The sequence below is a fragment of the Janthinobacterium sp. GW821-FHT03C10 genome (genome assembly GCF_059420865.1).
Map to the genome: position 1 here is coordinate 234227 of NZ_JBWKUN010000010.1, position 13854 is coordinate 248080.

Below are 13854 nucleotides of genomic sequence, written 5' to 3' on the forward strand. Positions count from 1 at the left end.
CTCAGTGTGTGGATGGAAGGGCGAGCCGCGCCAGCACCACGGTGCCGGCCGGCGAGGACGTGATGTGCAGGCTGCCGCCGATGGCTTCCATGCGTTCCGTCATGTTGCGCAGGCCGATGCCGCGCTGCGGGTGCAGGGCGATGCCGTCGAAATCGAAACCGCCGCCATTGTCGCCGATGCGCAATTCCACCGCCTTGCCCGTCTCGCGCAAGCTCACTTCCACGCCGCGGGCATGGGCGTGGCGCTCGCAATTGGTCAGTGCTTCCTGGGCGATGCGGAACAGCACGGTATTCACCATGTCGGGCAAGCCCTCGCCCGCCGCGGCCGGGCTGGCCGTGAAACTGGCTTGCGCGCTGCTGCTGTCATTGAATTCATGCACCAGGTGGTCGAGCGCGGCGGCCAGGCCCAGGTCGTCGAGGATGGCCGGGCGCAGGTTATGCGAAATGCGCCGCACCTCGCCCAGCACCTTGTTCAGCTGCTCGGCGGCCCGCTCGAAGGTGGCGGGCGCTTTTTCTTTCTGCTCGGCATTGCCGGCCAGGCGCGCGATGCCCGCCTCGATCTGCAGCTTGATCGACACCAGCCACTGGCTGATGCCATCATGCAAGTCGCGCGACAGCCGCGCCCGCTCCTCTTCCTGCGATTCGACCACGCGCTGCGCCAGCACTTTCAGCTTGGCATCGGCCACGCGCAGTTCGCGCAGGTTCAGCACGAGGCCGCAGGCGGCCACCAGCAGGGAGCCGAGGATGGCGATGGCGGCGATCAGTTCCATGGTCGAGCGGATATTGCGCGACTGCTGGGCGTCGACCTTGGCCAGCGCCTGGTCCACGTCATCCATGTAGATGCCGGTACCCATCATCCAGCCCCATTCCGGCATCAGGATCACATAGCCGAGCTTGGGCGCGGACTTGTTCGTCGACGGCTTGATCCAGTTGTAGCGCTCGAAACCGCCGCCGCTCTTCGCCCGCTGCATCAGGCGCTGGATGGTCAGATTGCCTTCGGCGTCGCGCAACTCCCACAGATTCTGCCCCACCAGCTCAGGCTGGCGCGGATGCATCAGCGACTTGCCCTGCAAATCGTAGATGAAGAAATAGCCGTCGTCCCCATAGCTGAGGGCGGACAGGATGCGCTTGGCCTCCTCTTGCGTGGCGGCATCCTTGCGGCCCGAGCCATATAAGGAGGCGATGGAATGGCTGGCCAGGGTCACGTAATGCTTGAGTTCGGCTTCCTTGCTGGCCAGGTAGGCTTGCTGGATGGTGGCGCGCTGCTGCTCGGCCAGGGTGATCGCCTGGTGCCGCACGGCAAATGCGATGGCGCACAGAGCGAGGATGAGCGGCGTGATGGCCAGGAAGATGACTTTCTGTCTGAGTTTCATGGCCTGGCGCTCCGGCGGCGTCTTTACGGATGGGAAGGCGTGATTTTACGTCGCGGCGCGGCGATCGGTCTGCGTAGTAATACTGAGCGTTACTGCGTAGTGCTGCGCTTGCGGCAATTATACGATTCCTGAATACTCGCCATAAGCTGCAGATACACCAATTCATACCAAACTGGCAACGACCAGGCTCGGCAGCACACATCATCGCACGGCACAGCGCCCGTCACATCTCTGGAGGAAGCATGAACCGCATTTTCAAACAGCTCGGCTGGGCAGCGCTTGCGCTGGCAGGCGCCGGGTCCCTGGGCGTTGTCGCCCTGCAACGTGGCGAACCGATCAGCGCGATCTGGATCGTCATCGCCGCCGTCTGCGTCTACCTGATCGCCTACCGTTTCTACAGCCTGTTCATCGCCGACAAGGTGCTGGGCCTGGACGCGCGCCGCATGACGCCCGCGTTCAAGCACAACGATGGCCTGGACCACGTGCCGACCAACAAATATGTGCTGTTCGGCCACCATTTCGCGGCGATTGCCGGCGCCGGCCCCCTGGTCGGCCCCGTGCTGGCCGCGCAGATGGGCTATCTGCCCGGCATGCTGTGGATTTTGGCGGGCGTGGTGTTCGCGGGCGCCGTGCAGGATTTCATCGTGCTGTTCATTTCCATGCGCCGCGACGGCCGCTCGCTGGGCGACCTGATCAAGGCTGAACTGGGCGAAATTCCCGGCATGATCGCCTTGCTCGGCTGCTTCATGATCATGGTCATCATTTTGGCCGTGCTGGCATTGATCGTCGTCAAGGCGCTGACGGGCTCGCCTTGGGGCAGCTTCACCGTGATGGCGACGATTCCCATCGCCCTGTTCATGGGCGTGTATTCGCGCTTCATCCGCGTGGGCCGCATCGGCGAAATCTCCATCATCGGCTTTGTGCTGCTGATGCTGGCCATCATCGGCGGCCAGTACGTGCAGGAACATGCCGTTCTCGGCCCGATGTTCACGTTCACGGGCACGGAATTGACGTGGATGCTGATCGGCTACGGCTTCATCGCTTCCGTCCTGCCCGTGTGGCTGCTGCTGGCGCCGCGCGACTACCTGTCGACTTTCCTGAAGATCGGCACGATCCTGGGCCTGGCCATCGGCATCATCGTCGTCGCGCCGTACCTGAAAATGCCGGCCATGACCAAGTTCATCGACGGCTCCGGCCCCGTCTGGTCGGGCAATCTGTTCCCCTTCCTGTTCATCACGATTGCCTGCGGCGCCGTTTCCGGCTTCCACGCGCTGATTTCCTCGGGCACCACGCCGAAGATGATTGAAAACGAAAGCCACGCCCGCTTCATCGGCTATGGCGCCATGCTGATGGAATCGTTCGTGGCCATCATGGCCCTGGTAGCCGCCTCGACCATCGAGCCGGGCATCTATTTCGCCATGAACAGCCCGGCCGCCCTGATCGGCACCACGGCCGAATCGGCCGCGCAGGCGATCTCGCAATGGGGCTTCTATGTGACGCCGGAGATGCTGACGCAGACGGCCAAGGACGTTGGCGAGCACAGCATCATTTCGCGCGCGGGCGGTGCGCCGACCCTGGCCGTCGGCATGGCGCAGATCCTGTCCGGCGCCATCGGCGGCAAGGCCATGATGGCCTTCTGGTACCACTTCGCCATCCTGTTCGAAGCGCTGTTCATCCTGACGGCCGTCGATGCGGGCACGCGTGCGGGCCGCTTCATGCTGCAGGACTTGCTGGGCAGCTTCGTGCCAGCGCTGAAACAGACGGAAAACGTCATCGCCAACCTGCTGGCCACGGGCCTGTGCGTGGCGGCCTGGGGCTACTTCCTGTACCAGGGCGTGGTCGACCCGCTGGGCGGCATCAACACCCTGTGGCCGCTGTTCGGCATCGCCAACCAGATGCTGGCGGCCATCGCGCTGATCCTCGGCACCTGCGTGCTGTTCAAGATGAAACGAGGCCAGTACGCATGGGTCACGATCACGCCGACCATCTGGCTGCTGCTGTGCACCCTGACGGCGGGCTGGCAAAAGATTTTCGACGCCAATCCGCGCGTCGGTTTCCTCGCGCATGCGAAGAAATACTCGGCGGCCCTCGACGAAGGCACCCTGCTGGCGCCGGCCAAGTCCGTGGCGCAGATGCAGCAGATCATCTTCAACGATTACCTCGATGCCGGCCTGGCCGCCTTCTTCGTCATCGTCGTGATCAGCGTGCTGTTCTTCGGCATCCGCACCATCCTGAAGGCGCGCGCCGACAGCAAGCCTAGCACCAAGGAAACGCCGTTCCAGGCCATGCCCACGGTGCAATGATGATCGATGAAATCATCAAGGCTGGACGGTATCTGGGGCAAAGCATGCGGCTCATGTGCGGCTTGCCCGAGTACGACACCTACGTGGCCCACCGGGAAGTGACCCATCCCGGCGAGCCGATGATGACGTATGAAGAGTTCTTCCGCGAACGGCAGGAAGCCCGCTACGGCGGGGCCGGAAAACGTGGAGGTTGTTGTTAATAGTATGGTCAGTCCCTTCGGGATCGGAATGTGCCCCATTGGGACACATTCCCCCTCCTGGGTCTGACCCCGGCCTTTCAGGGGTTTAATTGCATCCCCAAAAGCAAATACCAGGGTCAGTTGCGTAGGTCGGATTAGCGCGCAAGCGCGTAATCCGACAATATCGTTGGCCGGTGATGCTGTCGGATTACGCGCGGCTTTGCCGCGCTAATCCGACCTACGTGCTGCCCTCCGTTGTTTCATCTCGTATAAGTTCCCCTCCCCTCTCCTCCCTTAGACCCACATCAATATCGGGATGTGTCTTCGCGTCTATATTTTTCCAATAGGAATTAAATAACAGTCAACGGGCGACCGGGGAAGCAGCGAATTCATGTTCAATTTCCAACGCTCCAGCATCAGCCAGAAGCTGACCATGATTTCGGTATTGTCGTCTGGCTGCGCGCTGCTGCTGGTGTTCGTGGCGTTTGCGCTGACTTCCGTGCTCAACCACAAGAACGATGAAGGCCGGCAATTGCTGTCCCTGGCGGGCGTGATCGGCGCGGCCAGCGCGGCGCCCATGCTGTTGGGTAAGCCGGCGCAGGCGCAGGCGGAACAGGTGCTGGCGGCACTGTCGGCGCGCGACGAGGTCGCCCAGGCTGCGCTGTTCGACCGGGGCGGCCGGCTGTTTGCCCTGTACCGCGCGCCGCAGCATGCGGACGGCCTGGCGGCGCCGGAAGACATGGACCCGGCCCTGCTGGCCGACATGGCCGTGCAGCCCGTCACGCAAGGCTCGGGCACCACCCTGGCGCCCGCCATGCGCTTGTACCGCCCCGTCTACCGGCCAGGCGAACCGCAGCAGATCATCGGCGCCGTGCTGATCGAGGCGGACCTGAACCACATGTGGCGCGACATCGGCCGCCACGTGGGCGCCATCGGCGGCGCCACCGTGCTGTCCTTCCTGATCGCCGTGTTCCTCGCGCGGCGCTTCAAGAGCGTGATCGCCGAACCGATCACCAAGCTGATCGATACGGCGCAAAAAGTGTCGAGCAGCCAGACCTACAGCCACCGCATCGCGCACCAGCGCAGCGACGAGCTGGGCGTGCTGATCGACAGCTTCAACGACATGCTGGCGCAGATCGACAGCCGCGACAGCACCCTGGCCAATTACCGCGACCAGCTCGAGCGCCAGGTGGGCGTGCGCACGGCGCAGCTGGAAAAGGCCAAGGATGCGGCCGAGGCGGCCAGCCAGGCGAAGAGTTCCTTCCTCGCCACCATGAGCCATGAAATCCGCACGCCCATGAATGGCGTGCTGGGCATGACGGAATTGCTGCTGGCCAGTCCGTTGAGCCCGCAGCAGCGCCACTACACGAGCATGGTCCAGCGCTCGGGGCAGAATTTGCTGGTGATCATCAACGACATCCTCGATTTCTCCAAGATCGAGGCGGGCAAGCTGAGCGTGGAATACATCCGCTTCAATTTCCGCGAATTGCTCGACGACATAGAACACGTGTTCGCGCCGCAGGCGGAAGCGAAGAATATCAGCCTGGAATTCGATATCGCCTACGACATTCCCATCGCCATCTGCGGCGATCCGAACCGTTTGCGCCAGATCATCGTCAATCTGCTGGGCAATGCCATCAAGTTCACGGAAACGGGCAAGGTCACCGTGAAAGTGACCGTGTGCAGCGAAGACGCGCCCAGCGTGGGCTTGCGCTTCGAGGTGCACGACACGGGCATCGGCGTGTCGAGCGAAGCGCAGACGCGCATCTTCGAATCGTTCTCGCAGGCGGACGGCTCGACCACGCGCAAGCACGGCGGCACGGGCCTGGGATTGACGATCTCAAAACAGCTGGTGGAGCTGATGGGCGGCACTATCGGCGTTAATAATGCTTTAACGCAAGGATCGATCTTCTGGTTCGAAGTAAATTTCGATAAGCGGCGCGTCGACAGCGACGACCCGTCCTTCAACCTGAAAACCACGCGAGGGTTACGCGCCTTGATCGTCGACCACACACCCGCCACGCGCGCCGTGCTGGAGCGGCAACTGGCCAGCTGGCGCATCGTCAGCGACAGCGCCGGCACGGCCAGCGACTGCCTGGCCAAGCTGCGCGCGGCCGCGCAGGCGGGCACGCCGTATGGCGTGGCCCTGCTCGACATGGAATTGCCGCGCACCAGCGGCCTGGCCCTGGCCGCCACCATCAAGAGCGACCCGCTGCTGGCCGACCTCAAATTACTGCTGCTGAGCACGGAACAGGCGGCGGCCGATCCCGTGCAGCGGCGCGAGGCGGGCGTGGCCTTCCAGCTGATCAAGCCGGCCCGCGAATGCGATCTGTTCGACTGCATCGTCACGCCGCCGCGCGCCAGCGAGGGCATGCGCGTCCATCCGCCGCACGCGGCACGGCAGGTGGGCCGGCGCCAGCGCCGCCGCGTGCTGCTGGCCGAGGATAATCCCGTCAACGTGGAAGTGGCGCTGGCCATGCTCGACAGCCTGGGCCTGGACGTGGTCTGCGCGCGCAACGGCGAAGAAGCCCTGCAGGCGGCGCAGGCCGAGGATTTCGATCTGATCCTGATGGATTGCCAGATGCCCGTGATGGACGGCTTTGCCGCCACGGCAGAAATCCGCCGCCACGAACAGCAGTGCGGCCACGCGCGCGTGCTGCCCATCGTCGCCATCACGGCCAATGCCCTGCAGGGCGACCGCGAAGCATGCCTGGCGGCCGGCATGGACGATTACCTGAGCAAACCGTTCACGCAGCTGGACCTGGGCCACACGATCGCGCGCTGGATCACCCTGCCGCGCGCGGCCACCGTGCACCACAGCGAAGCGCAGGAGCCGCAGACGCCGCAAGAAGCGCCGCAGGAAGCGCCGCCCGGGCCGCCGCCCGAGGTGACGCCGTCCTCCGCCGCCACGGCATCGGTCCAGCCGCTGAACCGGCAAGCGCTGGAAAACATCCGCGCCCTGTCGCACGCCGACGGCGATGCGCTGCTCGAACGCGTCATCCAGGCCTTTGTCGGCGAAACGCCGCGCCAGTTGACGGCCATGCGCGAGGCGATCGCCGGCGCGGATGCGGAAGCGCTGCGCAAGGTGGCGCACAGCCTCAAATCGGGCAGCGCGAACGTGGGCGCCGATGGCCTGGCGCAGCTGTGCAAGGAGATGGAAAAACTGGGCCGCGCCGGCAGCACCGAGGGCGCGGCTGCCCTGCTGCAGCAGATGCAGCAAGCCTTCCTGGCCGTACGCGAATCGCTGAACGCCATCCTCATGAAGGAACACTGACATGACAGCGCCCCTCTCCCCTCCCCGCGGCCTGGTGCTGGTGGCCGACGACGATCCCGTGATGCGCTTGCTGATGCGGCAGATGCTCACGCAGGTGGGCCTGGACGTGATCGAGGCCGAAGACGGCGTGCAGGCGCTGGCCAGCTACAAGCACAGCGGGCCGGACCTGGTCATGCTCGACGTCGACATGCCGGCCATGGACGGCTTTGCCGTCTGCCGCGAAATCCGCCACCAGGAAGTGGGCGGCACGGTACCCATCATCATGGTGACGGGCGGCGACGAACTGGAAGCCGTCACGCGCGCCTACGAGGTGGGCGCCACCGACTTCATTTCCAAGCCCATCAACTGGCCCATCCTGGGGCACCGCGTGCTGTACGTGCTGCGCGCCAGCGACGCCATCGCCCGCCTGCGCATCGCCGACGCGCACAACCGCGCCGTGCTGGCCGCCATCCCCGACACCTTCTTCCGCCTCAACCGAGAAGGCTTTTATCTCGACTACGAACAGGGTCACGACGCCAGCGCCGGCTTTTCCATCAGCGACTGCGTGGGCAGCCATATCCGCGACGTGCTGCCGCCCGAAATCGCCGCGCGCCTGCTCGACAAGGCGCACGCCGTGCTGGCCACGCAGCACATCGGCTCGGTCGACTACACGCTCACGCACGAGGACAGCACGCGCCACTTCGAGGCGCGCCTGGTGGCGACGGGAGCCGACGAGGTGCTGGGCCTGGTGCGCGACATCAGCGAGCGCAAGCGCACGGAAGAGCAGATCCGCCGCCTCGCCTATTGCGACAGCCTGACGGGCATCCCCAACCGCCAGGCCTTCCTGGAAACCCTGGAACGGGAACTGCTGCGCTCGAAGGAACACGACAAGAAATTCGCCGTGCTGTTCATGGACCTGGACGCCTTCAAGCGCATCAACGACACCCTGGGCCACGACGTGGGCGACCATCTGCTCAAGGTGGTGTCCGAGCGCCTGCGCGAAACCATCCGCCCCAGCGACCTGGTGCTGCGCGCCGAACACGAGTTCGAGGCATCCTCCGGCGGCAGCAACCTGGCGCGCCTGGGCGGCGACGAATTCACGATTCTGATCCCCGACCTGGAGAAGGTGGAGGACGCGCTGAACGTGGCGCACCGGGTCAAGGAAGCCATGCGCCGGCCCTTCATGATCGAGGGGCACGAGATTTTCGTCACGGCCAGCATCGGCATCTCGCTGTATCCGGAAGATGGCGAGGATTGCAACTCGCTGTTGAAATATGCGGACACGGCCATGTACCACGCGAAGAACTGCGGCAAGAACAACGCCAAGCTGTACAGTTCCTCGCTGACGATGGAAATCATGAGCCACGTCAAGATGGAAGTGGGCTTGCGCAAGGCCTTGCAGAACAACGAACTGTATCTGCTGTACCAGCCGCAGATCGACGTGCCCAGCACGCAGATCGTCGGCGTGGAAGCGCTGATCCGCTGGCGCCATCCCGAGCGGGGCATCATTTCGCCCACGGAATTCATCCCGCTGGCCGAGGAGACGGGGCTGATCGTGCCGATCGGCGAATGGGTGCTGCGCACGGCGTGCAACCAGGCCAAGGCGTGGCAAAGCGATGGCGGACGGGCCATCCGCATGGCCGTCAACCTGTCAGCGAAGCAATTCAAGGATGAAAACCTGATGCAGATCGTGCTCTCGGCCCTGGCCGACACGGGCCTCGATGCGCGCCTGCTGGAACTGGAATTGACGGAAGGGACCCTGATGGACGACGCGCGCGCCACCATGGTGACCCTGGAGCAATTGCGCGGCATCGGCGTCTACCTGTCGATCGATGACTTCGGCACGGGATACTCGTCGATGAATTATCTGAAACGCTTCGACGTGCGGGCTTTGAAAATCGACAAGAGCTTTATCGCCGGCTTGCCGCAGGACACGGAAAACGCGGCCATCACGCGCGCCATCATCGCCATGGCGCATGGCTTGAAAATGGTGGTGGTGGCCGAGGGCGTTGAAACGGACGAGCAGCTGCTGATGCTGGAAGAATACGGCTGCGACATGGCCCAGGGATACTTTTTAGGCCGCCCGTCGCCGCACGACACGATCACGGCCATGCTGGCCAGGCAGGCGGGCCAGCTGGCCAGCCTGGAAACTAGAGCACTTCGAAGACAAGGATTTGCGTGACTTGCTGCGGATTGAAATTATCGTCGGAAATCATCACCAGGCTGCGGCGGCCGTTCTCCAGGCGCGGGCCCCAGCTGATGCCTTCGATATTGTCGATTCTAGCCAGGCCGATTTTTTCCAGGTCCAGCAGCAATCGCTTGCGCGCCGGCACATAAGTCGCGCCCGCCAGGGCCGGCATGGCCTGGATATCGGTGGCGCCATCCGTGTCCATTTCGTAGACGCGCACGTGGTTCGTGTACAGGCCGTCCGCGTTGGACACGCCGGCCCGCTCCACCACGAGCACCTGATGGTCGTTGACGGCGAGGATTTCCGACACGCCATTGTCCGCCTCGCGCCCCGGCGCGGGCCGCGACGCCACCGGCTCGATCGGATACGCAAACTGGCCCAGCACCTTGCCGGTGCGGTCCAGGCGCGTGATGCGCACCACGGAACCGCGATCTGGCGTGGCCAGCGGGCCGTCCTGGTACAGGGCCGCTTCCATACCCAGCCACAAGCTCTTGCCATCGCTGGCAAACGACAGCGCTTCAAACGTCATGTTGTTGCGCGAGCCGATTTCTTCCTTCGAGACATTGAACATGGCAGGCGTGGGCAAGGTCGCGAGGAATTTTCCATCGCGGTCCGCATGACGCACGAACGGATGCAAGCCCACCTTGCGGTTGCCTTCGCTGCCGTACCACAGGCTGCCGTCCTGCGGATCGACGCGGATGGTTTCGATATCGGCCACCTGGTCGCCCCGCTCCAGTTTTGCATGGGCCAGGTTCGGATAGCGGCTGCCGTCGGGCTGCGTGAAGAAGTGCACGCTGTTGAAGGTCACGGCGGAGAACCTCCCGCTGTCGTAATTGAGGCTGGCGCGGTAGAAACGGGCCGGATTGATTTCCGAGCGGTCATCGCTTTCCATCACCCAGCTCTTGCTGGCCGCATCGTAGTCGATGCCGGACAAGCCGCCCACCGTGGTGCCCCCGAACGACTGTTTCAAGGCGATGCGCTGTTCGCCGATCAGGCGCAGGCCGGCGATCGGCGCGTCGTGGGGAAAGCTGGCGCAGGCGGAGAGGAGGATAGTGCTGGATGCCAGGACAAGCGCGGTACGGAAAAATCGATGCATGACAGGTATCAGTGAGTTGCGTAGGTCGGCTTAGCGCGAAGCGCGTAAGCCGACAACATTGTTGGCTTGGCTGGTGGTGTCGGTAACGTGGCGTGGTAGTGTCGGATTACGCGGCTACGCCGCTAATCCGACCTACCCGCCCTACCCGCCCTATACCACTCCACCGGCCTTCAGTTGCGCGATGGCGGCGGCGTCATAGCCGAGCGACGCCAGCACCTCGTCGTTGTGCTGGCCCAGGGCCGGTCCCAGCCATTGCGTCTTGCCCGGCGTGGCGGACAGCTTCGGGCTGATGGCGGGCAGTTTGACGGGCGTGCCGTCGGCGAAATGGTGTTGTTCGAACATGTCGCGGGCGAGAAATTGCGGGTCGCTCAGCATGTCGCGCACCGAGTAGATCTTCCCGGCCGGTACATCGGCCGCCGTCAAGACGGCCAAGGCGCTGGCTATCGTGTGCGTGGCGCACCAGGCGCCGATGGCGTCGTCGATCTCCTGCGTGCGCGCCACCCTGCCGTCGTTGCGCGCCAGCTGCGGGTCGCCCGCCATGTCGATGCGGCCCATGGCCAGCATCAAGCGCTTGAAGATGGCGTCACCGTTGCCCGCGATGACGATATTTTCGCCATCGCCCGTCGTGTAGGTATTCGAGGGCACGATGCCGGGCAGCGAACCGCCCGTGCGCTCGCGCACGACGCCCGCCTGGTCGTATTCGGGCACCAGCGACTCCATCAGGTTGAACACGGATTCGTACAGGGCCACGTCGACCATCTGCCCTTCCCCGCCGTCCCGCCCGCCCGTCACGTCGCGGTGGCGCAGCGCCATCATGGCGCCGATCACGCCATGCAGGGCGGCCACCGAGTCGCCGATCGACACGCCGACCCGCACGGGCGGACGGTCGGCAAAGCCGGACACATAGCGCAAGCCGCCCATCGATTCGCCGATGGCGCCGAAACCGGGCAAATCCTTCATCGGTCCCGTCTGGCCAAAGCCGGACAGGCGCACCATGATCAGGGACGGCTTTTCCTTTTTCAGCTGTTCGTAGCCGAGGTCCCACTTTTCCAGCACGCCGGGACGGTAGTTCTCGATGATGATGTCCGCTTCCAGGGCCAGCTGGCGCGCGATGGCCCGGCCTTCCGGCGCCTTCAGGTTCAAGGTCAGACTTTTCTTGTTGCGCGCCTGCACCGACCACCACAGGGACGTGCCATCCTTCAGCACGCGCCAGGTACGGATGGGGTCGCCGCCATCGGGCGACTCGATCTTGATCACGTCGGCGCCGAATTCGGCCAGCATGCGGGCGCAGAACGGCCCCGCGATCAGGGTGCCCAGTTCCAGGACTTTGATTCCTTGGAGGGGGCCGGAAGATGCGGAAACGTCTGTCATGTTGTACTCAGGTTGCCCTGCGGTCGAGCATCGCGCGGGCAATCGTGCCCGCGTCGACGTATTCCAGTTCGCCGCCCACGGGCACGCCGCGGGCCAAACGGCTCACGCGCAAGCCCCGCGCCTTCAGCATTTCGCTGATGTAATGGGCCGTCGCTTCGCCTTCATTCGTGAAGTTGGTGGCCAGCACCACTTCACTCACCACGCCATCGTTGGCGCGGTTCAGCAATTTTTCCAGGTGGATATCTTTCGGGCCGATGCCGTCCAGCGGAGACAGCCGCCCCATGAGCACGAAATACAGGCCCTTGTAGGTGAGCGTCTGCTCGATCATCAGCTGGTCGGCGGGCGTTTCCACCACGCACAGCAAGCGCTTGTCGCGCTCTTCGTCGAGACAGGTCTCGCACACTTCGTGTTCGGTAAAGGTATTGCACAGGCCGCAGTGATGCACGGCATCGACGGCCTGGAACAGGGCGCGCGACAGCATGGCCGCGCCTTCCCTATCGTGCTGCAACAAATGAAACGCCATCCGCTGCGCCGACTTGGGGCCGACGCCGGGCAGGCGCCGCAGCGCCTCGGTCAGGAATTCAAGCGACTTGGACATGGATCAACCTTGCCCCGTGCCACAGATCGAGCGCATGCGGTATTGCATCAGAATGGCATTTTGAAGCCGGCTGGCAAGTTCATGCCGCCGGTCAAGCCTGCCATTTTTTCCGCGGACGTCGCTTCCGCCTTGCGCACGGCGTCGTTGAAGGCGGCAGCCACCAGGTCTTCCAGCATGTCCTTGTCGTCGGCCAGCAAGGACGGGTCGATGGAGACGCGCTTGACGTCGTTCTTGCACGTCATGACGATTTTCACGAGGCCGGCGCCGGACTGGCCTTCCACTTCCACCAGCGCCAGTTGTTCCTGGGCCTTTTTCATGTTGTCTTGCATTGCTTGCGCCTGCTTCATCAGGCCAGCCAGTTGATTTTTCATCATGAGAATGCTCCGTTAATTCAGTTTGTGAGTGTGTTAATCATCAATGCAGGGTCGGCGCGGCGGAGCCGGCCGGTGCAGGGGTAATCGTTCCCGGCACAACAAAAGCGTCGAATGCACGCTTCATGTCGAGCACGAAGGGATCGCTGGCGATGGTTGCCTCCGCGGCAAGCTGGCACGCCTCGCGGTGGGCCTGCGCTTCCGCGCTGGCCGTGTACCAGACGGCGCCCAGTTCCGTATCGACGTTCACCTTGCGGCCGAAGCGTTCGCTCAGCGCGGCCGCCAGCTTTTCCACGTTGGCCGGGCTGCGCCACGTGTCGATCGGCACGCGCAGGCGGAACGTGGTGCTGTGGCCGTCGTGCAGGCATTCGATCAGCTCGGCCTGCACGGCCAGCTGCTGGGCCACGCCGCGCAAGGGCAGCACGGCAGCCACGGCCGGCCAGTTGCCGTCCCAGTCCAGGCCCGGCACGGGCGTGATCACATACGGCCCGCTGGGCGCGGCTTGCTTGGCGGCACGCTGCGGCATGACGACGGCCGGCTGCTCGCTGCCCTGCGCGGCGGGCGCGGCCACGGCGGCCGAGGCGCTGTCGTCGGAAAATTCGGTGACCCACGGCGGCAAGTCGTCATCTGCTTGCTGCTGTGGCGGCGGCGCGGCGGGACGCGCCGGCTGCACGGGCGCCGGAGCTTCCATGACGGCCACGGGCGGCGCATCGTCCCACGGCGCCGGCGCTTGCGCGGCGGCCGGTGGCGGCGGTGCTGCCTGGACCGGCGCTGCCGGAGCTGGCGTAGCGACTACGGCGGCCGGTGCCGGAGCCGCCGGCTTGGGCGCCGACGATGGCGCCGACGGCGCGCTGCCCGGACGGCCTTTCGAGGCGGCGCGGGCCGCTTCCAGCGCCGCATTGATGGCGGCGCGGGCGGAACTGATCGGGGCGCCCGATGCCGCCGGGGCAGCCGCAGGAACAGGCGCGGCGGGCGGCGGCGCTGCCGGTGCCGGGGCTGCTACAGGCGCGGGTGCGGGTGCCGGCGCGGGCGCCGCTGCGCGCGGCGGCGGCGCTTCGCTGCGGGCCATGCTGGCGGCGGCAGTGGCGATGCAGGCAATATCAATGCCGGCTCGACACTGGCC

At 64.7% G+C, this 13854-nt stretch carries 9 protein-coding genes and 1 pseudogene; 4 read left to right on the forward strand and 6 right to left on the reverse strand.

What is annotated here, in order from left to right; genetic code table 11:
• Position 1: 1 nt before the first annotated feature.
• On the reverse strand, positions 2-1372 hold the full coding sequence (locus AC07VH_RS27200; RefSeq protein WP_494789314.1) for a cache domain-containing protein: 1371 nt from the start codon (positions 1370-1372) through the stop codon (positions 2-4).
• 242 nt (positions 1373-1614) lie between these two features.
• On the opposite strand from AC07VH_RS27200, the gene AC07VH_RS27205 reads away from it, so the two are divergent.
• The 4 genes from AC07VH_RS27205 to AC07VH_RS27220 all read left to right on the forward strand — a co-directional run bounded on the left by AC07VH_RS27205 (position 1615) and on the right by AC07VH_RS27220 (position 9289).
• Entirely contained in the window at positions 1615-3675 is a 2061-nt protein-coding gene (locus AC07VH_RS27205) for a carbon starvation CstA family protein (protein ID WP_489628333.1), read from the forward strand.
• The gene (locus AC07VH_RS27210; protein WP_010396213.1) at positions 3675-3875 is read left to right on the forward strand and encodes a YbdD/YjiX family protein; all 201 of its coding nucleotides are present in this window, start codon (positions 3675-3677) and stop codon (positions 3873-3875) included. The genes AC07VH_RS27205 and AC07VH_RS27210 overlap by 1 nt, the downstream gene beginning before the upstream one ends.
• Positions 3876-4245: 370 nt before the next feature.
• A complete protein-coding gene (locus AC07VH_RS27215; protein ID WP_494789315.1) occupies positions 4246-7128 on the forward strand; it encodes a hybrid sensor histidine kinase/response regulator in 2883 nt (960 codons plus the stop codon).
• A gap of 1 nt (position 7129) precedes the next feature.
• Positions 7130-9289 carry a putative bifunctional diguanylate cyclase/phosphodiesterase gene (locus tag AC07VH_RS27220; RefSeq protein ID WP_475414102.1) on the forward strand — a complete coding sequence of 720 codons (2160 nt, stop codon included), beginning with the start codon at positions 7130-7132 and terminating at the stop codon, positions 9287-9289.
• On the opposite strand, the gene AC07VH_RS27225 is transcribed toward AC07VH_RS27220, so the two are convergent.
• The 5 genes and pseudogenes from AC07VH_RS27225 to AC07VH_RS27245 all read right to left on the reverse strand — a co-directional run.
• Complete coding sequence (locus AC07VH_RS27225; RefSeq protein ID WP_494789316.1) at positions 9258-10391, reverse strand: esterase-like activity of phytase family protein; 1134 nt, start codon at positions 10389-10391, stop codon at positions 9258-9260. The two genes, AC07VH_RS27220 and AC07VH_RS27225, sit on opposite strands and share 32 nt — an antisense overlap.
• 150 nt (positions 10392-10541) lie before the next feature.
• The gene (locus tag AC07VH_RS27230; protein ID WP_494789317.1) at positions 10542-11762 is read right to left on the reverse strand and encodes a CaiB/BaiF CoA transferase family protein; all 1221 of its coding nucleotides are present in this window, start codon (positions 11760-11762) and stop codon (positions 10542-10544) included.
• A 7-nt stretch (positions 11763-11769) separates the two neighbouring features.
• The gene (gene recR / locus AC07VH_RS27235) at positions 11770-12360 is read right to left on the reverse strand and encodes a recombination mediator RecR (protein WP_070291397.1); all 591 of its coding nucleotides are present in this window, start codon (positions 12358-12360) and stop codon (positions 11770-11772) included.
• 47 nt (positions 12361-12407) lie between these two features.
• Positions 12408-12734, reverse strand: coding sequence for a YbaB/EbfC family nucleoid-associated protein (locus tag AC07VH_RS27240; RefSeq protein WP_034759121.1), 327 nt, complete (start codon positions 12732-12734; stop codon positions 12408-12410).
• Positions 12735-12774: 40 nt separating this feature from the next.
• Positions 12775-13854: pseudogene (locus AC07VH_RS27245) on the reverse strand (DNA polymerase III subunit gamma/tau); the annotation flags it as partial.